This is a genomic window from Agrobacterium sp. 22-223-1, from assembly GCF_053522385.1.
In genome coordinates this window covers 345,031-363,905 of record NZ_JBNWCN010000005.1, presented here as the reverse complement: position 1 = coordinate 363,905, position 18,875 = coordinate 345,031, and the positions used below count along the sequence as shown (strand labels likewise).

Below are 18,875 nucleotides of genomic sequence, written 5' to 3'. Positions count from 1 at the left end.
GGATCTAATATCATGGAACTCAGGCACATCCGCTATTTTCTGGCCATCGCCAATGAAGGCAGTTTTACGCGGGCGGCAGAACATCTGGGAATCGCGCAGCCGCCGCTCAGCCAGCAGATAAAGGTTCTGGAACAGGAAATCGGCGTGCGGCTCTTCCGGCGTCTCGCGCATGGCGCGGAACTGACACCGGCGGGCCATGCCTTTCGTGCTGCGGTGGCCCATATTCCGCATCAGGTGGGCGAAGGTGTCCGGCTCGCACGCAGGGCGGCGGCCGGTGAAACCGGCATTCTGAGAATAGGCGTTACCGGCACGGCGGCGCTCAACCCTCTGGTTCCGGCCTGCATCCGCACCTATAGACGCCAATATCCCGACGTGGAACTTCAGGTGATGGAGGCAGCCGCCCTGGCGTTGACGCCGGCTCTCCTCGAAGATCGGCTGGACGTGGCGCTTTTGCGCCCTTCTCAATCCGATCCCGATACATTGCTCGAGGAAGTGCTCACCGACGAACCGCTTCTGGTCGCCCTGCCGGCATCCCATCCGCTCGCGCGGCGCGGCACCGCCATAGACCTGATGGAATTGCGCGACGACCCTTTCATTCTGACGCCACGCAACGTCGGCACCAGCCTTCACGATGCATCGATAAAAGCCTGCCAGGAGGCCGGTTTCACGCCGCGCCTCGGGCCGGCGGCACCGCAAATCGCCTCGATATTGTCGCTGGTCGCGGCCGAACTCGGGGTTTCCCTCCTTCCGGAATCCGTCGCGCAGGTCAAAATGCAGAACATCGTCCTATTACCCTCCAGCGGCCCGCCACCGCGGCTTTCCATATCGCTCGCCTATCGGCGCGGAACGACATCACCGGTGGTGAAGAATTTCGTGTTGGCGGCGCGCATTGCCGCGCGCGAAACACAGACGCCTGATGCGCCCACCGTCGAATAAACCGCAGCCCGCAGATGCGGGCCGCCGCTATTCGAGAACGGCAATCACCGGGCTTTCCATCACCCTGCCCGTCAACACATCGGCAATGCCCATATCCGTCTGGTGCGGGCCGATATTGCAGGCGAGCGTGGCGCCGAAGCAGGCCTTGAAGACGAGATAGGGCGGCTGCCATTCCACCACCCTGCCGACGGCTTCGCGCAATTCTTCGAAAGCCTTTGCCACGTCTTCAAGCGGGGCATCGGAAACGAGGCCGGAAAGCGGCAACGGGAGAAGTGCGGTGACCTTGCCTTCGGAAGCGACAGCCATGCCGCCGCCTGTCTTTATCACCGCATTGGCGGCGAGCGCCATGTCGTCTTCATTACCGCCGAAAACGGTGAGGTTGTGGCTGTCATGCGAGACGGTGGTGGCGAAGGCGCCGTTCCAGTTTCCCCAGCCGGTGAGGAATCCGGTTCTGGTGATCGGCTCGGCCATGCCGTGGCGATGGGTGACGGAAATCATCGTCGCACCTTCGGGCGGAACGACGAAACCGTCCTTCACCTCGGCTTCAGCCTCGCCCCATTGCGTGAAGCGCGGGCGGTCGATCGTGGCAAGACGCACCTTTGCGCCTTCGCAGGCAACCCGGAAATCATCGGCTGCGCGCAGCGGCAGCTTCATCGAGCCTTCGAGCGCCGCCGCATCACAGGCCGGAACGTCGACGAGCATATGCCCGCCTTCCGCAACCGCCCTGCCCCCGGCCAGAACGTGGCGGGCGGCAAAACCGCTCAAATCCTCGAACACAACGATATCGGCGCGACGGCCGGCGGCGATGAGGCCGAGATCGGCACGGCCGAGCCTTTGGGCAGCATTCAGCGTTGCGGCGCGCAGCGCCCATTCGGGCTTCAGGCCATAACGGACAAGGCGGCGTACCACATCGTCAAGCCCACCGCCCTGCAACAGATCGTCAGGGAACACGTCGTCTGTGCAGAGCGTCACCGTCTGCGGCAGGTGGCCGAGCGCGTTCAGAGCCTCCACGAATTCCGGCAGCAGGTGATCGTGCGAGCCGCGCAGTTCGATGGTCAGTCCTGCCCGCAGTTTCGCCATCAGGTCTTCGCCCGAGACCAGCTCGTGATCGGAAGAAACGCCCGCCGCCATGAAGGCGTTAAGATCGGCATCTTTCAGGCCGCGTGCATGGCCGCAGACCAGCTTTTCCGAGGCAAGCCCGGCCTGCACGATACCGCTCATGCGCGGATCGCGCTCGATGACACCGCGCATATTCATGATTTCCGCAACGCCGCCAACCTGAGGCCATGACAGGATATCGGCAAGAATGGCGGCATCGAAATCCGCCCCACCGCGCTCCAGCCCGGGTGCGGAGGGCACGCAGGAAGGCGCGAGCAGAATGGCGCGCAGGGGCAGGTTCTGGATGGATTTCGCCGCCCAGCGCACCCCATCCACACCATGCACATTGCCGAATTCATGCGGGTCCCAGACGATGGTGGTGACGCCACGGGCAACCACGGCCGCCGCATAGGCGGCCGGTGTGACCATCGAGCTTTCGATATGCATATGTGTGTCGATGAGGCCGGGCGAGACATAGGCGCCTGCCGCATCGATGATCCGTGCAGCGTCGCTCCGGCTTGCCCGCTCGTGCACGCTGGCGATCAGCGGGCCGACGATGCCGATATCGGCGGCGCGAAGCTCTCCCGTCACCACATCCACCAATGTTCCGCCGGTGATGAGAACATCGAAAGGCGCATCGCCGCGTGCGGCGGCGACCGCGCGGCTGCGCAGCGCATCATCGGTGAGATCGGCAGGCTCGCATTTTGTAGAGTTCGCGTTCATCGGGCGGCCTCCCGGCGCAGCGCCTCGAGAATCGCCGTCTTCGCACCTTCGGCATCCACCGTTTCGGCGAAATGCGCGTTGAAGGCTTTCGCTTTCTGAGCGCGCGTCTCGACCACAGTTCGCCCACGCGTCAGCGTCGCCTGAAGCTCGACATCGATCCGCGCATGACGCCAACCGATGAGACCGGAGGTAAAGGCAACGGCGGCGACGGGATCGTAAAGCGCCATGGCGGCTCTGCCACGGCTGGTGGCGATGCCGATGAAACCTTCCAGCAGATCGGCGATCAGCCCGGCGTTTTTACCACCGGCATTGCGGATCGGCAGCACATCGGCCGGCGAGGCGGTGACTTTGCGGCAGGCATCCAGATCGACCATGCGCAACGGCAGGCCGTGGGAGAGCACGATCGCCAGCGCTTCCGGATCGGCAAAGGCGTTGAATTCTGCCGAGGCCGTGTGGTTGCCGCTGGTCACGCCGCCACCCATCCAGGTGAGATCGGAAATTTTTGCGGCAAGATCGGGCCGGGCAAGGCACAGGGCGGCGATATTGGTGAGCGGTCCGAGTGCGAGAATGCGCTTTTCGCCTGCCCCCTCCAGCCAGCCGCAGAGCGCGGCAAAGGCATCGCTGTTCGGCACGGCCGGCGCATCCGGCAGGCTTTGGCCGACGGTCGGAATGCCGTTATCACCCAGAATGCATTGCGCGGTTTCGAGTGCGCCAAGCACCGGCATGGCGCGGCCCCGATGGATCGGCATCGACCAGCCGAAAGCTGAGACGGCGCCTGCGGCATTGCAGCAGACCGCCTGAAGCGTCGTGTTGCCGAAGACCAGCGAAATGCCGCCGATGGCAAGGCCCGACGATTGCACCACCATGATGGCGGCGATGTCGTCAAAGCCCATATCTGTATCGATCCACACACCCATGGTCAGTTGAACACCTTGAGGCTTGCCGCCTTTTCGACCGGCAGGTCGAAGGCGAGCGCATCGCCGATTGCATGGGAGGTCAGGGCGGCGTCCGTTTCCGCCTTGATGGGGCCGAGCGGCGTATCGAGCAGATATTCGCGGCTGTTGCCGGCAAAGGAGGTGCCGCGCACGGTTCCCTGGAAAGGACCTGAACCGAGGGTGACCATGCGCGGCCGCCAGGCCAGTCCGGATGCTGAAAGGACTGGTCCGGGAAGCGGTGTCGTGCCGTTTGCGGTTTTGAGCGCGCCGCCTTCCAGCGCGAAGATGTTTTCAAAGCCGACGAAATCCGCCACGAAGGACGAAACCGGCGCGTTGTAGATGTCTTCCGGCGTGCCGATCTGCTCAATCTTGCCGCCCTTCATGACGACAATACGGTCGGCGAGCGCCAAAGCCTCGATCTGGTCATGGGTGACGAAGATCATCGTCACGCCGGTTTCCTTCTGCACGCGCTGCAATTCGGTGCGCATTTCGAGCCTGAGACGCGCATCGAGGTTGGAGAGCGGCTCATCGAGCAGGAGCACCTTCGGCTCCATGACCATGGAGCGCGCCAGCGCCACGCGCTGCTGCTGGCCGCCGGAAAGCTCCGCAGGCTTGCGCGAGGCGAAGCTGGACAAGCCCACCGATTTCAGGCCGGAGGCGACCTTGTCTTCCAGCGCCTTGCCGTTCATGCCCTTGAGCTTCAGGCCGAAAGCGACGTTTTCGTAGACCGTCAGATGCGGGAAGAGCGCATAGGACTGGAACACCAGACCCACGGCGCGCTTGTTGGCGGCAACGCGGGTGATATCGGCGCCATCGAGATCGATGCGCCCGCCAGCCACCGGCATCAGCCCGGCAATGGCGCGCATCGTCGTGGTCTTGCCGCAGCCGGAAGGCCCGAGAAGCGCGAGCAGCTCGCCCTTGCGGATATCGAGATCGAGGTCCTTGACGGCGACATTGCCACCATAGGCGAGCGAAACTTTTTTGAGCGAAAGGTAATTTGCGTCAGACATAACGGGAGAACCCCAGAAAACGTTCGGCCATGAAGACGATGCCGATGGAAAGGAAGGCGAGCAACGAGGAAAGGGCTGCAACGGAGGGATCGAAGACGATTTCCATATAACCCAGCATATCGATGGGCAGCGTGCGAACGCCGGGGCCCGACAGGAACAGCGATACCGGCACCTGGTTGAAGCTCGTCACGAAACCGAGAATGAAGGCGGACAGGATGCCGCCGCGGATATTCGGCAGCACGACGCGGAAAAACGCCCCGACCCGCGACGAGCCGAGCAGCACCGCCGCCTCCTCGATATCGGAACGCAGATTGTTGAGACTGGCCGACACCACCCGCACCGCATAGGGCAGGATGAGCGCGGTGTGGGCGAGGAACAAAGCAAGCGTGATGCCGATGCCGAAGGGCACGACGAAATAGCGCAGCAGCGCCAGACCCACGATGATGCCGGGCACGATGATCGGCGCGGAAACGATGGTGCGCACCGTCTCGGCAAAAGGCAGCTTGTAGCGCGACATGGCGTAGGAGGCCGGAATGCCGAGGATGAGCGCCGCAAACGTGCCGCCGATGGCGAGGAACATCGACATCGCAAAGCTTTCGCGGAAGCTCTCAACGGTAAAGACCTTGGCGATCCATTTCAGCGAAAAGCCCTGCGGCGGAAAGGCGAGCGTATCGCCGGCCGAAAACGAGGCCGCAACGATGATGAGGAACGGCCCAATCAGGAAACCGACGACAAGAAGGAGCGTGAGCGGAATGAAGAGCTGCCGGGTCATTTCTTGTTCCTTGCGGTGGCGATGCGCTTCAGCAGGATATTGGCGGCAAAGCTCATGACGATCAGGATGAAGGCGATGACGCTGGCGGAGACGAAATTGTTGGAGACCGTCACCTGCTGGTAAAGCAGGGTTTCCAGCATCAGCACCTTCGAGCCGCCGAGAATGGCGGGCGTGATATAGGCCGTCAGCGAACCGGTGAAGACCAGCGTGCCGCCGACGACCAGCCCTTCCTTGGTGAGCGGCAGGATGACCTTCCAGAACACCTGCAGCCAGCTTGCGCCGAGAACGCGGGCAGCCGCAATCGTATCCTTCGGCATGTTCTCCAGCGCGCTGATGAGCGAGATTATCATCAGCGGCAGGAACAATTGCAGAAGACCGATGAAGACGGCCGTTTCGGAAAACAGGATACGGATCGGCCCGTCGCTGAGGCCGACGGCCTGCAGCGCCTGATTGACGATGCCGGTTCGACCCAGAATGACGATCCAGGCATAGGTGCGGGCGACGGGCGAAATCATCAGCGGCAGCACGACCAGATTGACGACGTGCCCCTTCGCGCCCTGCGACAGGTTGACGATGGCGAAGGCCGCCGCATAACCCACCACCGCCGAGACGATGGTGACAAGCGCGCCGAGCTTCAGGGTGCGCAGGAAAACCGTCTGGTTCAGCGGATCGGTGAAGAAATCGGCGTAAGCCGACAATGTCCAGCCATCGGCGGTGCGGAAGCCCTCCGACAGCAGGATGAAGACCGGCACAAGAAAGACCGCCGCCGCGAAAATTGCGGCAGGCAAGGCAAGCGCCAGCGCTTCGGCCCGGTTCTGAAACATGGGTTTATTCCCTGAACGGCAGCGGCGGTGTGCACCGGCTGTGGTTGGAGTTTGGCGAATGCAGCAAAAGTTGAGGCCAATCACCACCTCCCTCATTCCTGTGCTTGTCACAGGAATCCAGCCAGCCCAAGTCTTTGGGCTGAAAAGACTCATCCCGCCACGCAGACGCGTGTCGGCTGGATTCCTGTGACAAGCACAGGAATGAGGGAGTGTGTGGTGGGCCAAAACACGAAATCATTGAGCTTGGTGCCATTGGGTTCGCCAGACGCGCCGGCCTACGATCAAAAGAGTGGAAAAGCGGTCAGGGGACGACCGAACCGCTTTTCCGGGAATGGAGCCGCCCTGACGGACGTTCAGTGCCCCATTCCAAACGGTGAACGACTTACTGGCCGACCTTCGAATTCCACTCCGACAGCCACTTGTCGCGGTTATCGAGAGTCACGTCGGAAGGAATGAGCTGCAGGCTTTTTGCGGTTTCGTCACCATAGGTGATGTTGTTCGCCACCTCGTCGGAAACCTTGACTTCCCTGTTGGTCGGGCTGTCCACCAGCTTTTCGGCCAGCGCCTTCTGAATATCGGTCGAGAGCCAGAAATCCATGAACTGCAACGCCAAGTCTTCGTTCTTCGTGCCCTTCGGCACCACGAGCACGTTCATGCCGCCGGTCTGGCCTTCCTTGGGCGTTGCCCAGGCGAGCGGCAGGTCGAGCTTGGTGAAAGGCGCCCAGGAGAAGCGGCCGATCGGGGCGGCCCAGATTTCTTCCTGCTGCATCAACTGCACCAGCTGCGAGGATTTGACGTAGAAAGTGACGATATCGTCCTTCTTTTCGCCCACGGCCTCGATGGCGCCGGCAAGATCCGGCGTATCCTTGCCGATGGCCTTGCCGAGCATGTAAAGCGCCGGCGGGCCCTGGTTGGTGGTGACATTCGGGAAGGCGACGTGATCGACAATGCCGTCCTTCAAAAGATCGGCCCAGCTGTCGATCTTCATCTTGTCGGTGCGGTAAACGATGGAGGTGGCGTAGAAATTGACGCCGACGCTCATGCCGTCGCCATTCGGATCCTTGGCGATATCATAGAGCTTTTCGATATTCGGGACCTTGGAAGCGTCGATCTTCTGGATCAGGTCCTTGCGGGTGGCCGACAGCGCATCCGCCATGGAAACGATGGCGAGATCGACCACCGGATTGGCCTTGTTGGCCTCCATCTTGGCCAGACGCTCGACGCTGTTGCCGGTCTCGACGACCAGCTTGCAGCCGCATTGCTTTTCGAACGGCGTATAGACCAGTTCCTTGAATTCGTCCTGCGCGAAGGCGTAGACGGAAATCGTCAGCGTCTTGTCCTGCGCCTGCGCGGCGCCCATCGTCAACATCAGGGCGGCGCCCGATGCAAGAATGATCTTTTTCATGGTGTGAGTTCTCCTGCTGTCGTTTTTTTGGCTTCAATCGCATCATGCTTTGCCTTGCCGGTGGAGCCGCGCATGATCAGCGCCATCGGTACTTTCGAGATGTCCGCCATCACATCGACGGCGATGCCGTTTTCGCCCGCGCCGTCTATCGCGCGCAGCAGCGCGCCGACGGCGAGATCGGCGATGCGGCCCATATCCATGCGCATGGTCGTCAAGGGCGGGGTAACCACGGCGGAAAAGATGAGATCGTCGAAGCCGGTGACACTGGCCTCTTCCGGCACTTCGATGCCCTCGCGCTGCAATTCCGTGAGCACGCGCAGCGCATGCAGATCGGATACGGCGGCAAAGGCGGTGAAACCTTCGGCAACCTTCTCTGCAAGACCAAGCCGGCAGCCCGCGCCACCTGCCTTTTCAATGCCATCTATCCACAGCGTCTGTGTCAGGCACGCCTTGCCGAGACCATCGCGAATGCCGCCAAGACGGTCGTTCTGAACGTTGGAATCGCGGTTCTTGCCCACCAGCACCACCTTGCGATGGCCAAGCCCCACCAGATATTCGCCGACCTGCCGGCCGCCGTCCCAGTGGTCGGCGGCAACAGTATTGCCCGGTGTCGAGGGGCTGTCGATCACCGCGACGGGACAATCGACATCGGAAATGCGGGTGCCGCGGCGGGGAACGATGACCATGCCATCCACACCGCGCTCGATCAGCCGGTTGATCGCATCCGTCTGCATGGCGATCTCGCCGCGCGAGTCGGCGATGAGCACGCCGTAACCGGCAGTGACGGCCGCCTTTTCGATGGCCTGCGCGATCTGCGGAAAAAGAGGATTGGCAATATCCGGCAGAACCAGCCCCAGAACCCCGCTTCTGCCGGTGCGCAGCGCCCTGCCCGCCGAGCTCGGCACATAGCCCAGCTCGCTTGCCGTCTTGCGAATGCGCTCCACCAGCTCCGGCGAAACGCGGCCCTTGCCCGACAGCGCATTGGACACGGTTGCCGCCGACACGCCGAGTGCCGCTGCTATCGCGCTCAGATTGGTGGCAGGCCGTGAAGACGCCATGATGGTCCGGAAGGGCTGATTAAACGTTTAATCTCGATAATCGAGCAAGGCCGCCCTGTCGAGTCCGGCGGAGGGCAAAATCGGCGAAAACCCGGGCATAAAGTCTAACTGCCCGAAAAAAGTGCGATTATTTTTGCGAGGCTTCGCTGTTCGCTGCGCGGTATGCCTCCACCTGTCGCACCAGCCAGTCACGAAACAGCACGACCGGTACGTGATTGGCGCGCGAAAGCGGCGCCACGGCATAATAGGAGCTGGGGCTTCTGGCCTGATGATCGAAGGCTTTCACCAGTTGCCTCGATTTCAGTTCGTTGTCGATCAGGAAAAGCGGCATCAGCGCCACGCCGAGCCCGGCGATGCAGGCCTGCGCCACGCTGGAAAATTGCTCGAAGCGCATGCCCTGCGGCAAGGCGAGCGACAGGCCGAGGCTTTCGAACCAGTGCCCCCATGCGCCCGGCCGCGAGGCCATGTGCAGCAGCGGCAGGGCGGCGATATCCTCTCCCTTTTCCACGGGATGGGCGCTGAGGAATTGCGGGCTGCACACCGGCGCAACCATTTCATGCATCAGAAAGGTGCTTTCCGCCCCCGGCCAGTCGGCCTGGCCGATATGGATCGCCATATCGAGCTGCTCGCGCTCGAAATCGAATTGCCCGATGCGGGTGGCGAAATTGATGGTGATTTCAGGGTGGTTCGCCACGAAATCCGGGATACGCGGCAGAAGCCAGCGGGTGCCGAAGGTGGGCAGCATGGCGAGGTTCAGCGTATTGCCATGCGTTTTGGTCATGATCTGCAGCGACGCGGAGCGTATCTCGCCAAGGGCGGAGGCAATCGATTTTGCATAGGCGCGGCCCTCTGTCGTCAGCGCCACGCCGCGTGCGCCGCGTTCGAACAGGCGCACGCCAAGCTGTTCTTCCAGTGACATAACCTGCCGGCTGATCGCCCCCTGCGTCAGGGCAAGCTCATCGGCAGCCGCGGAAAAGCTGCCGAGCCGGGCCACGGAATCGAAGGCGGCGAGCGCACTGGTGGAGGGCAGGAGTTTGCGGCTGAGAGATGTCATGAGCCATTACTATATGTAATGCAAAAATGAGTAAACATGGCTTGTGCCGACTGGCTCGAATACCAATAATCCGGCCAGCAAATCCGGAGGCATCACGTGAGCGAACACGCATTCAATTGGCAGGACCCTTTTCTGCTCGAAGACCAACTGAACGACGACGAGCGGATGATCCGCGACGCCGCCGCCGCCTTCGGCAAATCGGAACTCTTGCCGCGTGTCTCCGAGGCCTATCTTTCCGAGACCACCGAACCGGAACTGTTCCGCCTGATGGGCCGCACCGGCCTGCTCGGCGTCACCCTGCCGGAAGAATATGGCGCGGCCAATGCCAGCTATGTGGCTTACGGCCTCGTCGCCCGCGAGGTGGAGCGGATCGACAGCGGTTACCGCTCGATGATGAGCGTGCAGTCCTCGCTCGTCATCCATCCGATCTTCGCCTATGGCTCCGACGAGCAGAAGAAGAAATACCTGCCCGGCCTCGTCTCGGGCGAGTTGATCGGCTGTTTCGGCCTGACCGAGCCGGATGCCGGTTCCGATCCCGGCGGCATGAAGACCCGCGCCGAAAAGATCGCCGGCGGCTATCGCCTGCGCGGTTCGAAAATGTGGATTTCCAATGCGCCAATCGCCGATGTCTTCGTCGTCTGGGCGAAATCGGAAGCCCATGACAACCAGATAAGGGGCTTCGTGCTGGAAAAGGGCATGAAGGGCCTCTCCGCTCCCAAGATCGGCGGCAAGCTGTCGCTGCGCGCCTCCATCACCGGCGAGATCGTTCTGGACGGTGTGGAAGTGGGCGAAGACGCGCTGCTGCCCAATGTTTCCGGCCTTAAAGGCCCGTTCGGCTGCCTCAACCGCGCCCGTTACGGCATTTCCTGGGGGGTCATGGGTGCGGCGGAAGATTGCTGGTTCCGCGCCCGGCAATATGGTCTCGACCGCAAGCAGTTCGGCAAGCCGCTCGCCGGCATGCAGCTTTATCAGAAGAAGCTCGCCGACATGCAGACCGAAATCGCGCTCGGCCTTCAGGCATCGCTCCGCGTCGGCCAACTGATGGACGACCATAAGATGGCGCCGGAAATGATCTCCATCATCAAGCGCAACAATTGCGGCAAGGCGCTGGATATCGCCCGCCAGGCCCGCGACATGCATGGCGGCAACGGCATCCAGATCGAATATCACGTCATGCGCCATGCCCAGAACCTTGAGACGGTCAACACCTATGAGGGCACGCACGACGTCCACGCGCTGATCCTCGGCCGGGCGCAGACGGGCATTCAGGCGTTTTTCTGAGGCTTTATCCGCGTCGAGGAGTTCGGCTTTAAAGAGGCCCAAAACCTCTCCTTCGTCATGCTCGGGCCTGTCCCGAGCATCTGCAACCGATTGTTCTAACGAGACGTGGTTGGATCCTCGGGACAAGCCCGAGGATGACGGCGAGTGCGAGAGAGGGTCAACAGTTCGAGACCTCCGAAAATCATTTCGGAGGTCTCTTCGCTTTTCAAATCCGGCAATCGCTTAGAACGTGCCGCGAATACCGACGCCAAACATGCGCGGTTCGGTCATGCTCGCCTCGATGCCGCCAATTCCGCGGTTCTGCTGCATATAGGTGGGGGCGCGCTCGTCGAAGACGTTCTTGACGTAAGCGTAGAACTCAAGCTCGTCCTGGAACTTGTAGCTCGCCCGCACGTCCGCGATCGTATAGGGATCGATCGCATAGGTGGCCGTGTTGGCCGTATCGGAATAATAACCGTCGATATGGCGCACCTGTCCAGAAACGGTGAACTTGTCGGTCACATCCCAGCTTGCGCCGATACTAAACATGTAGCCCGGCGATTTTGCGAATTCATTGCCGGCATAGCTGGTGTTGCTGGCGATCTCGTCGATTTCGGTCTTCAGCAGACCGGCGCTGGCCTTCAGCGTCAAATTGTCGAGAACCTGATAATCGGCGCCAACTTCCAGACCATAGGCGTGAGCCTTCTGTGCATTGATCGTATAGGACTGGGTGACACCCGAAGAGATGACGACCGGAATGTTAAATTGGGCATTCGTATAGTCCATGTAGAACAGGTTGCTGTTAAGCACCAGCCGGTCATCCAGCAGACTCGCGCGAGTGAACAACTCATAGTTCCAGATCTTTTCCTCCTCGAAGGTCATCCATTTGCCCGAGGAGATATTGAGTGACACCCCGCCCGGATTGTATCCGCGGCTGATCATGCCACCGACAGTCCAGTCGTCGTTCACCGCATAGGCAAGCGTCGCCTTGGGTAGCAGTTCGGAGAATGTTTCGTCAAAATCCACGGCCTGAGCCGAATAGACGGAACGGCCTGTACGCTGAATTCGGTCCTGCTGGTAGCGCAGCCCGCCGGTCAGCGTCCATTGGTCCGTTAGGCGATAGCTCAACTCGCTGAAGATACCTAAGTTATCTTTGGTGTCGTCGAACGTCGAAAGACTATTGTTATATCGCCCCGTAAGTCGAAGAAGCTCGTCAGCCTGAGTATGAGCGTAATAAATACCCGCGACACCGCTCAGCACGTCTTCCTGATCACCGAAGGTCACGCGTGTTTCGTGGGAAGTGTTCGTCTGGTCGATATCCGCATCGCCGTTGTTCACGACGCCAACCCGGCGTCTGGCATCGGAAGCCGAGAACTGCGTCTGGTTGAACAGTTTCACGCCGTTCTCGAAATCGTAATTGATGTCGAGAATACCGGTGTGGGTGTTCTGGCTCCAGCTTGGCATGGTGGTGGTGACGTGATTGAGATCCTCGAAAGGACGCGACGCCGCTTCCTGGCTCGGCCGGTTGGCGGCATTATAAGAATAGGTCAGTTTGGTCGTCAGCCCGGGAATCTCCGGCGGTTCCCACAGAAGCTTGAAACGCGCGTTAAATTCCTTGAAGTCCTGATCCGTTCCCTCATGGGCGAATGCGGAATTGATGTAATCGATGAAGGTGTCGCGGCCGGAATAATCAACCGCCAGACGCGCCGCTAGCTGATCCTCGACAAGCGGGCCCGAAAGCGCAAATGAAGCCCGCTTCTGGTGGTAATTCCCGATTTCCGCCTGATAGGAGGCTTCCGGCGTGAATGTCGGATCCTTCGTGTTGACGATGATCGCGCCGGCAATGGCGTTGGCACCCTGCGAGGTGGTCTGTGGGCCACGGAAAACTTCGATGCTTTCGACATCCCAGATGGAGGTGGCACCATAGATGAATTCGTTATAACCGAGATAATGGCCGTCCACATTGATCGTGGCGCGTGGCACGGTGCCGGCAAAAAATGCCGTCGCGCCCGTATTCGGACCTTGCGTATCCAGACCGCGAATGATCGGGGCGCTGACATTGTCGGTGTAAACGACGTTCGGAATATCCTTGATCGCTTCCGATACGGTCGGGTCGCCGGTCTTTTCCTTTTTGATTTTATCCCCGGATATGACCGAAACGGACGACGCCGTGTTCTTCATGTCGCGCGCCACTTTTTCACCGGTCACGACGATCGGCTTCAAGACGGTGGTGCCCGCCGTCGCCGCCTGCTGATCCTGACCGAGAACCGGCGTCACAAACAATGTCGCCAGCGTCAGAGCGCTGACCCCGCTCATCAAACGACCGTTAGAGCTAAACCCCATCACACACCCCTAATAAACATGAGTATTAAAGTCATATTCAAGTAACGGAAGCGTTATCCGTTTCGCAATAGAGAATGCGTTCTGTATTGCGGACAAAAAGGCTTCCGTAACGGGATGTGCCATATTTACAACAAAGTTTACCCACCGCCGCTTGCGTACCCGCAGCGTTTCGAAAGGGAACAGCATGGTTCCGTCCGCAGAAATCGATTCCGATTTCCGGCCCGATGCGTTAGGCATGCTCAACAAAACGGGGGGAACGCGCTTGAACGCCATGGATGACGATTCGGACAATCTGCCGGAAAACGAGGGCGAAAAGCGCTCGGCCCTCATTCAGTCGGTATCGATCGCGGCGCGTTTCCTCAATCTTCTCGCCAGATCGGACAGGGCGCTGGCACTTGGCGAACTGGCCAAACGCGCCGGCACCGGCCGTTCCACCGCGCATCGCTACATGCAAAGCCTCGTGCGGGAGGGGCTGGTGATACAGGACCCCGCAAGCGGCAGTTACGATCTCGGACCCGCGGCGCTCGGAATAGGCATCAGCGCGCTCAGGCGAATCAATCCGGTCGAAACCGCCGGCCGCCAGATGAATGCGCTTGCCTCCGAGATCGGCGCCAGCTGCGGCGTGGCGATCTGGACCGAACGCGGCCCGACCGTGGTGCGGTGGGCGAGAAGCGCCAGCTTTTCCATCAGCACCGTAGCGCTCGGCGATGTTCTGCCGCTGGACAACAGCGCCTGCGGGCTGGTTTTTCAGGCCTACCTGCCGCCGGACAGGATAGCCGCCGTGCGCAGGCTGCAACCGGCCGCCTTTCGCGGCTCCCGTCCCGATGCCGGCATTCTGGAAACCATCCGCGAAGCGGGTGGCGCGGAACTCAATGAACATCTGTTCTCCGCCCTGACCGGCAAGGCCGCGCCGGTTTTCGACGCCCAGGGCGAACTCTGTTGTGTCGTCACCACCGTATCCTTCGTGGCCACCGCCGAGACCGAACGGCATTTCTCCCGGCTGATCGAAGCCGCCGGACAGGCGACGGCCGAATCCGGCGGCGCGTAAGCCTATTCGGCCAGATGCTCCGCAAAGGTGCGGCCGGAATAGGCCGTGCGGAAAAGCCCGGCATCGGCGAGCTTCGGCAACAGCCGCTCCAGCACCAGCCGCATGGACGCCACCGAACCGCCGGGCACCGCGACGAAACCGTCGATCGCACCGGCAGCCGCCCATTCGCGGATGGCCTCAAGGGCATCTTCAACGGTGCCGATGATCTGCCAATGGCCCGACCCCATCACTTCCGGACGCCGCAATAATTCCGCAACACTCAGCGTCTCCCGCTCGATCAGCCGGCGCAGCAGGCCGGCATGGGTGCGGCTTCTCGGTGTCTCCGGCGGCGGCGGCAGGTCGGAGGCGGTAACGATCCGCGTGAGCGGCCAGTCCGTGAGATCAAGACCCGTCATATCGCGGATGGAGGCAAAGGCGCGGGCACGGTTGGCGCGGGCATGGGTCTCCGCGAAGAGTTCCAGCGCCTCCCTGCCGGTCTCCGCGAGATAGAGGCTGAGGCCCGGCATCAGCTTCACGCCGTTGGGGTCTCGGCCATGCCCCTCGGCACGCCGCCGCAAATCCGCCCTGAGTTCGATGGCCGCCTGCATATCCGGCGTCGAGGCAAAGACGGCGTCGGCCACCGACGAAGCGAAATCACGCCCCTCTGGAGAGGCGCCCGCCTGCACCAGCGGAATGCGGCTGGCATGGGACGGCAGGTTGAGCGGGCCTTTGACGCTGAAGTGCCTGCCCTCATGCGCCACCGGCCGCACCAGCGAGGAATCGGCGAACCGCCCGCTTTCCCGGTCGAGTTTGATGGCTTCGTTCGGAAAACTCGCCCATAGCGCTTTCACCACCTGCGTGAATTCGGCGGCGCGCTCGTAGCGTTCCTGCGGCGAAGGCATCTCTTTCAGGCCGAAATTTTCGTGCCCCTCAAGCGCCGTGACGATATTCCACCCCGCCCTGCCGTTGCTCAGCCAGTTCAGCGACTGTATCTGGCGGGCCACCACATAGGGCGGCAGAAATGTGGTCGAAACGGTGGACAACAGCCCGACATGGCTGGTTTCCCGCGCAATGGCCGCAAGAAGCATGGTCGGATCCATGCTGGCAAATCCGCCGCCGGTCTCCAGCCCCTCGGTGCGCAGAAAAAGCGTATCCGGCCGAAACACGAAATCCACATGGGCAGCTTCCGCGCGCTGCGCCAGATCGACGAAATAATCGCTGGAAAACACCCCGTTTATATCGCTGTCCGCGCGCCGCCATGCCTCGCCGCTGAGCCAGGTTGGGGCCAGCGACATGCCGACATGAAGCTTGGCTGCGACTGACATGATGCACCTCGACTGAAATAACCGGCAGGAAATCCGCACGTTGAATCGGCAAATTTCGATTTGTGGAGAGTTTTACTATAGTTTAGTGTCGCTTCAAGACCACACCGTCGCGCCTGCCGGAAAGAAATGCTTTTTCCACGGGTTCGATATTTAAATTCAAATACTTATAACGACCGTGCGGCGTCTCGACGCATGGGTGTATGAATAACAGGAGTTGTATCCGGTGCTTGACGCCACGGACCTTCACGCCAGCTATGGACATGTTCCCGTCCTGCGGGGGCTTTCCGCCCGTTTCAGATCAGGCCGCGTCACCGCGCTGGTGGGCCCCAATGGCTGCGGCAAGTCGACGCTGTTGAAGACCATCATGGGTTTCGTGCCTTTGTCATCGGGGGCAATAAGGCTCGGCGAGCGTTCGATCGGCGAGATCGGACGCCGCGAACTGGCGCGGCGCATCGCCTATCTGCCGCAGGAGTGCCATTGCCCTGACTATATGACGCTCGGTGAGCTGATCGAGCTTGCCGGTTACGCCCGTTACGGCCTTGCGGGCGGCCCCACCGAACGCGACCGGGCGCTTTTTGCCGAGGCGCTGAAGACCGTCGGGCTGGAAGACAAGGCGAAAGCGCAGGTCAACACGCTTTCCGGCGGCCAGCGCCAGCGCGCCTTCATCGCCATGGTGCTGGCGCAGGATACGGACGTGATCCTGATGGACGAGCCGGTCAATCATCTCGACATGAAATATCAATATGCCGTTCTCGGCCTCGTGCGCGAACTGACGGACAGGCATGGCAAGACCGTCATCGTCGTGCTGCACGATCTCAACCTTGCCTCCACCTTCGCCGATGATGTCATCATGCTGAAAGCCGGGCGGGTTCTTGCATCCGGACCGGTTGAAAGAACGGTCACGCCCGAAAATGTCGCCGAGGTCTTCGATCTCGAAGCGGATATCTTCTCCCGGCAGGGGCGGCTCATCTGCGTGCCCCGGCTGGAGCGGCAGGAACAGGCCATTCCGGCATGACCCCGAAAATAACGCTGATTTTCGTCGCCGCGCTGCTGCTGGCCGCCATCCTCGCCATCAATCTGCTGGTAATGTCCGGCGACATGCCGCCTGCCGAAATCCTGGCGACGCTCTGGCGCGGCGAGGCCGACAGCTATGAGCAGTCGGTGCTTCTCTATCAGCAAATCCCACGCGCGCTGATTGCCATCTATGTGGGGGCGACTACGGCCGTCAGCGGTTGCGTGCTGCAGGGGCTTGCGCGCAATCCCCTCGCCTCGCCCTCCACCCTGGGGCTGAATGCCGGCGCGACGCTTTTTGTGATTGCCGGTGCGCTGGTGTTCGATTTCTCTCCGGAAATACAGGGCCTTGCCGCGCTCGCGGGCGCCGGCTTCGGTTTTGCCGCCTGCTTCGTTGTCGCGCGTCTCGCCGGGCGGGCGAACGATCCGCGCGGCCTGTCGCTCATCCTTTCCGGCGCGCTGGTTTCCATGCTGCTGATCGGCGTGACCAACGCCCTGCTTCTCTCCAACCCCACACGCCGCGCCGAGTTCCTCAGCTGGGTGGGCGGCAATATCAACCACGTCTATGCCGAGCGCCTGTTCGATTTCTGGTGGATCGGCGCAATTGCGCTCGTCATGTTGTGGGCGGTCGCCCGGCCGCTGACGCTGGTTCTGCTGGGCGCGGAAAAGGCCGCCTCCGCCGGTGTGAATGTCACGCGCATTTCCCGGGTCGCGCTCTTCGCCACCATGCTGGCCTCGGGTTCGGCGGTGGCGATCTGCGGCCCCATCGGCTTCGTCGGCCTCATCGTGCCGCATATGATCCGGCCGCTGGTCGGGGTGAACTTCACGCTTGCCCTGCCGGCCTCCGCGCTTGTCGGCGCGGGCCTCTGCGTGCTGGCCGATCTTGGCGCGCAAACCCTGTTTGCGCCCTATGTGGTCAATACCGGGCTGTTCATGGACCTGCTCGGCGGCCTCGTCTTCATCGTCATCGTCAAGCGCTTCTATCTGTCGCCTTCGGCGAGGGGGCTGTCATGAAGGGGGCTTTCATGAAACGGCATTTCGCCACCGACGGCAAAGCGGTGCTGCGGCTGCCGAGCGGCCTGCAGATCGGCATCGGCAATCTGAAGGCCGGCCTTGCGCTGATGGTGCTGGCGCTGGCGCTCGCCGCCCTGTCCGTCAGCCTCGGCAATACCGAAACGGGCCTCGCCGATCTCCTGCGCGGCTTGGTGGGCGGGCATCTCGGCGACGATCAGGCCTATGCGCTGTGGACGGTGCGGCTGCCGCGCATCCTGCTCGGTTTCATGGCCGGCTGGAGCGTGGCGCTGGCAGGCGCGATGCTGCAATCCGTCGCCCGCAATCCACTCGCCGATCCCGGCCTGTTCGGTCTGAGCCAGGGCTCGATGACCACCATCATGCTGCTTCTGGTGCTGGTGCCAACCGCACCCAAAACACTGGTGGCGCTCGCTGCCGTCGGCGGCGGTCTGGCCGTCGCCTTCCTTCTCGTCGCCCTCGTCGGACGGGAACGCTCGAGCGGCCTAGCCATATTGCTGATGGGCATCGCAATTGAATCGGCGCTTTCCTCCGTTTCCTCCGTGCTTCTGCTCTACACGCCGGCCGAAACCTCGCTGTCGCTGGCTGACTGGATGGCGGGTTCGCTGTTTCAGGCCAGTTGGTCGACCATACTCGTTTTCGCCCCCCTCTTCGCCGCAAGCCTCGTGGGCATTTTTCTCATCGGCCGGGCGCTCGCGGTCTTCGATCTCGGCAATGAAATGGCCATGGCGCTTGGCGAAACCGTCAGGCATTCGCGCCCGCTCGTCATTGTTTTTGCGGTCATCCTCAGCGCCTCCTCGGTTACCGCCGTCGGCCCGCTGACCTTCCTCGGCGTTATCGCCCCGCATCTCGCCACCTTCGTTTCGCCCGCCGTCGGCCGCGCCAGGCTTTTCCTGTCGGGGCTTACCGGCGGCATTCTGGTCGTCACGGCCGATACGCTGTCGCGCGGACTGGTGGCCGATACGCCGATGCCGATCGGCCTTGCGCTGACGCTGATCGGCGTGCCGCTTTTCATCCTCACGCTGCGCCTTCAAGCGCTGCGCAGAAACAACAGCCACTGAAGAC

At 61.7% G+C, this 18,875-nt stretch carries 16 protein-coding genes; 6 read left to right on the top strand and 10 right to left on the bottom strand.

The window, feature by feature from the left end:
- Positions 1 to 12 precede the first annotated feature (12 nt).
- Positions 13 to 936 carry a LysR family transcriptional regulator gene (locus tag ACQZ60_RS20875; RefSeq protein ID WP_448736052.1) on the top strand — a complete coding sequence of 308 codons (924 nt, stop codon included), beginning with the start codon at positions 13 to 15 and terminating at the stop codon, positions 934 to 936.
- A 27-nt stretch (positions 937 to 963) separates the two neighbouring features.
- On the opposite strand, the gene ACQZ60_RS20870 is transcribed toward ACQZ60_RS20875, so the two are convergent.
- The 8 genes from ACQZ60_RS20870 to ACQZ60_RS20835 form a co-directional block, all read right to left on the bottom strand.
- Positions 964 to 2,757, bottom strand: coding sequence for an adenine deaminase (locus ACQZ60_RS20870; RefSeq protein WP_448736051.1), 1,794 nt, complete (start codon positions 2,755 to 2,757; stop codon positions 964 to 966).
- Positions 2,754 to 3,674, bottom strand: a complete 921-nt coding sequence (locus ACQZ60_RS20865; protein ID WP_448736050.1) for a nucleoside hydrolase — start codon at positions 3,672 to 3,674, stop codon at positions 2,754 to 2,756. The genes ACQZ60_RS20870 and ACQZ60_RS20865 overlap by 4 nt, the downstream gene beginning before the upstream one ends.
- Before the next feature lie 2 nt (positions 3,675 to 3,676).
- A complete protein-coding gene (locus ACQZ60_RS20860) occupies positions 3,677 to 4,702 on the bottom strand; it encodes an ABC transporter ATP-binding protein (RefSeq protein WP_448736049.1) in 1,026 nt (341 codons plus the stop codon).
- Positions 4,695 to 5,474 carry an ABC transporter permease gene (locus tag ACQZ60_RS20855; RefSeq protein WP_065655279.1) on the bottom strand — a complete coding sequence of 260 codons (780 nt, stop codon included), beginning with the start codon at positions 5,472 to 5,474 and terminating at the stop codon, positions 4,695 to 4,697. Before ACQZ60_RS20855 ends, ACQZ60_RS20860 begins: the two co-directional genes overlap by 8 nt.
- The gene (locus ACQZ60_RS20850; RefSeq protein ID WP_078053248.1) at positions 5,471 to 6,298 is read right to left on the bottom strand and encodes an ABC transporter permease; all 828 of its coding nucleotides are present in this window, start codon (positions 6,296 to 6,298) and stop codon (positions 5,471 to 5,473) included. The genes ACQZ60_RS20855 and ACQZ60_RS20850 overlap by 4 nt, the downstream gene beginning before the upstream one ends.
- Before the next feature lie 382 nt (positions 6,299 to 6,680).
- On the bottom strand, positions 6,681 to 7,703 hold the full coding sequence (locus ACQZ60_RS20845) for an ABC transporter substrate-binding protein (RefSeq protein WP_448736048.1): 1,023 nt from the start codon (positions 7,701 to 7,703) through the stop codon (positions 6,681 to 6,683).
- The gene (locus tag ACQZ60_RS20840; RefSeq protein WP_448736047.1) at positions 7,700 to 8,761 is read right to left on the bottom strand and encodes a LacI family DNA-binding transcriptional regulator; all 1,062 of its coding nucleotides are present in this window, start codon (positions 8,759 to 8,761) and stop codon (positions 7,700 to 7,702) included. Before ACQZ60_RS20840 ends, ACQZ60_RS20845 begins: the two co-directional genes overlap by 4 nt.
- A 127-nt stretch (positions 8,762 to 8,888) precedes the next feature.
- Entirely contained in the window at positions 8,889 to 9,815 is a 927-nt protein-coding gene (locus tag ACQZ60_RS20835) for a LysR family transcriptional regulator (protein WP_020811026.1), read from the bottom strand.
- Positions 9,816 to 9,911: 96 nt separating this feature from the next.
- On the opposite strand from ACQZ60_RS20835, the gene ACQZ60_RS20830 reads away from it, so the two are divergent.
- Positions 9,912 to 11,096 carry an acyl-CoA dehydrogenase gene (locus ACQZ60_RS20830; protein ID WP_448736046.1) on the top strand — a complete coding sequence of 395 codons (1,185 nt, stop codon included), beginning with the start codon at positions 9,912 to 9,914 and terminating at the stop codon, positions 11,094 to 11,096.
- Between the two features lie 222 nt (positions 11,097 to 11,318).
- Here ACQZ60_RS20830 and ACQZ60_RS20825 read toward each other — a convergent pair whose 3' ends face one another.
- Positions 11,319 to 13,418 carry a TonB-dependent receptor gene (locus ACQZ60_RS20825; RefSeq protein ID WP_448736045.1) on the bottom strand — a complete coding sequence of 700 codons (2,100 nt, stop codon included), beginning with the start codon at positions 13,416 to 13,418 and terminating at the stop codon, positions 11,319 to 11,321.
- A gap of 271 nt (positions 13,419 to 13,689) precedes the next feature.
- On the opposite strand from ACQZ60_RS20825, the gene ACQZ60_RS20820 reads away from it, so the two are divergent.
- Positions 13,690 to 14,466 (top strand): IclR family transcriptional regulator, encoded by a 777-nt coding sequence (locus ACQZ60_RS20820; protein ID WP_137005956.1) that lies wholly within the window; start codon positions 13,690 to 13,692, stop codon positions 14,464 to 14,466.
- Positions 14,467 to 14,468: 2 nt separating this feature from the next.
- Here ACQZ60_RS20820 and ACQZ60_RS20815 read toward each other — a convergent pair whose 3' ends face one another.
- The gene (locus ACQZ60_RS20815) at positions 14,469 to 15,770 is read right to left on the bottom strand and encodes an NtaA/DmoA family FMN-dependent monooxygenase (protein WP_020811030.1); all 1,302 of its coding nucleotides are present in this window, start codon (positions 15,768 to 15,770) and stop codon (positions 14,469 to 14,471) included.
- A gap of 214 nt (positions 15,771 to 15,984) precedes the next feature.
- Between ACQZ60_RS20815 and ACQZ60_RS20810 the strand changes: the two genes are divergently transcribed.
- From ACQZ60_RS20810 to ACQZ60_RS20800, 3 genes are read left to right on the top strand one after another with little or no spacing between them, the layout of a single operon-like run.
- Positions 15,985 to 16,785 carry an ABC transporter ATP-binding protein gene (locus tag ACQZ60_RS20810; protein ID WP_059760923.1) on the top strand — a complete coding sequence of 267 codons (801 nt, stop codon included), beginning with the start codon at positions 15,985 to 15,987 and terminating at the stop codon, positions 16,783 to 16,785.
- Positions 16,782 to 17,795 (top strand): FecCD family ABC transporter permease, encoded by a 1,014-nt coding sequence (locus ACQZ60_RS20805; RefSeq protein WP_448736044.1) that lies wholly within the window; start codon positions 16,782 to 16,784, stop codon positions 17,793 to 17,795. Before ACQZ60_RS20810 ends, ACQZ60_RS20805 begins: the two co-directional genes overlap by 4 nt.
- Positions 17,796 to 17,806: 11 nt before the next feature.
- Entirely contained in the window at positions 17,807 to 18,871 is a 1,065-nt protein-coding gene (locus tag ACQZ60_RS20800) for a FecCD family ABC transporter permease (RefSeq protein WP_448736043.1), read from the top strand.
- Positions 18,872 to 18,875 lie beyond the last annotated feature (4 nt).

Bases quoted from the DNA above. Each gene is read 5' to 3' on its own strand.
- ACQZ60_RS20870 (WP_448736051.1), bottom strand. From the start codon at position 2,757: ATGAACGCGAACTCTACAAAATGCGAGCCTGCCGATCTCACCGATGAT.
- ACQZ60_RS20815 (WP_020811030.1), bottom strand. From the start codon at position 15,770: ATGTCAGTCGCAGCCAAGCTTCATGTCGGCATGTCGCTGGCCCCAACC.
- ACQZ60_RS20875 (WP_448736052.1), top strand. From the start codon at position 13: ATGGAACTCAGGCACATCCGCTATTTTCTGGCCATCGCCAATGAAGGC.
- ACQZ60_RS20835 (WP_020811026.1), bottom strand. From the start codon at position 9,815: ATGACATCTCTCAGCCGCAAACTCCTGCCCTCCACCAGTGCGCTCGCC.
- ACQZ60_RS20865 (WP_448736050.1), bottom strand. From the start codon at position 3,674: ATGGGTGTGTGGATCGATACAGATATGGGCTTTGACGACATCGCCGCC.
- ACQZ60_RS20800 (WP_448736043.1), top strand. From the start codon at position 17,807: ATGAAACGGCATTTCGCCACCGACGGCAAAGCGGTGCTGCGGCTGCCG.
- ACQZ60_RS20840 (WP_448736047.1), bottom strand. From the start codon at position 8,761: ATGGCGTCTTCACGGCCTGCCACCAATCTGAGCGCGATAGCAGCGGCA.
- ACQZ60_RS20845 (WP_448736048.1), bottom strand. From the start codon at position 7,703: ATGAAAAAGATCATTCTTGCATCGGGCGCCGCCCTGATGTTGACGATG.
- ACQZ60_RS20855 (WP_065655279.1), bottom strand. From the start codon at position 5,474: ATGACCCGGCAGCTCTTCATTCCGCTCACGCTCCTTCTTGTCGTCGGT.
- ACQZ60_RS20825 (WP_448736045.1), bottom strand. From the start codon at position 13,418: ATGGGGTTTAGCTCTAACGGTCGTTTGATGAGCGGGGTCAGCGCTCTG.
- ACQZ60_RS20805 (WP_448736044.1), top strand. From the start codon at position 16,782: ATGACCCCGAAAATAACGCTGATTTTCGTCGCCGCGCTGCTGCTGGCC.
- ACQZ60_RS20820 (WP_137005956.1), top strand. From the start codon at position 13,690: ATGGATGACGATTCGGACAATCTGCCGGAAAACGAGGGCGAAAAGCGC.
- ACQZ60_RS20850 (WP_078053248.1), bottom strand. From the start codon at position 6,298: ATGTTTCAGAACCGGGCCGAAGCGCTGGCGCTTGCCTTGCCTGCCGCA.
- ACQZ60_RS20860 (WP_448736049.1), bottom strand. From the start codon at position 4,702: ATGTCTGACGCAAATTACCTTTCGCTCAAAAAAGTTTCGCTCGCCTAT.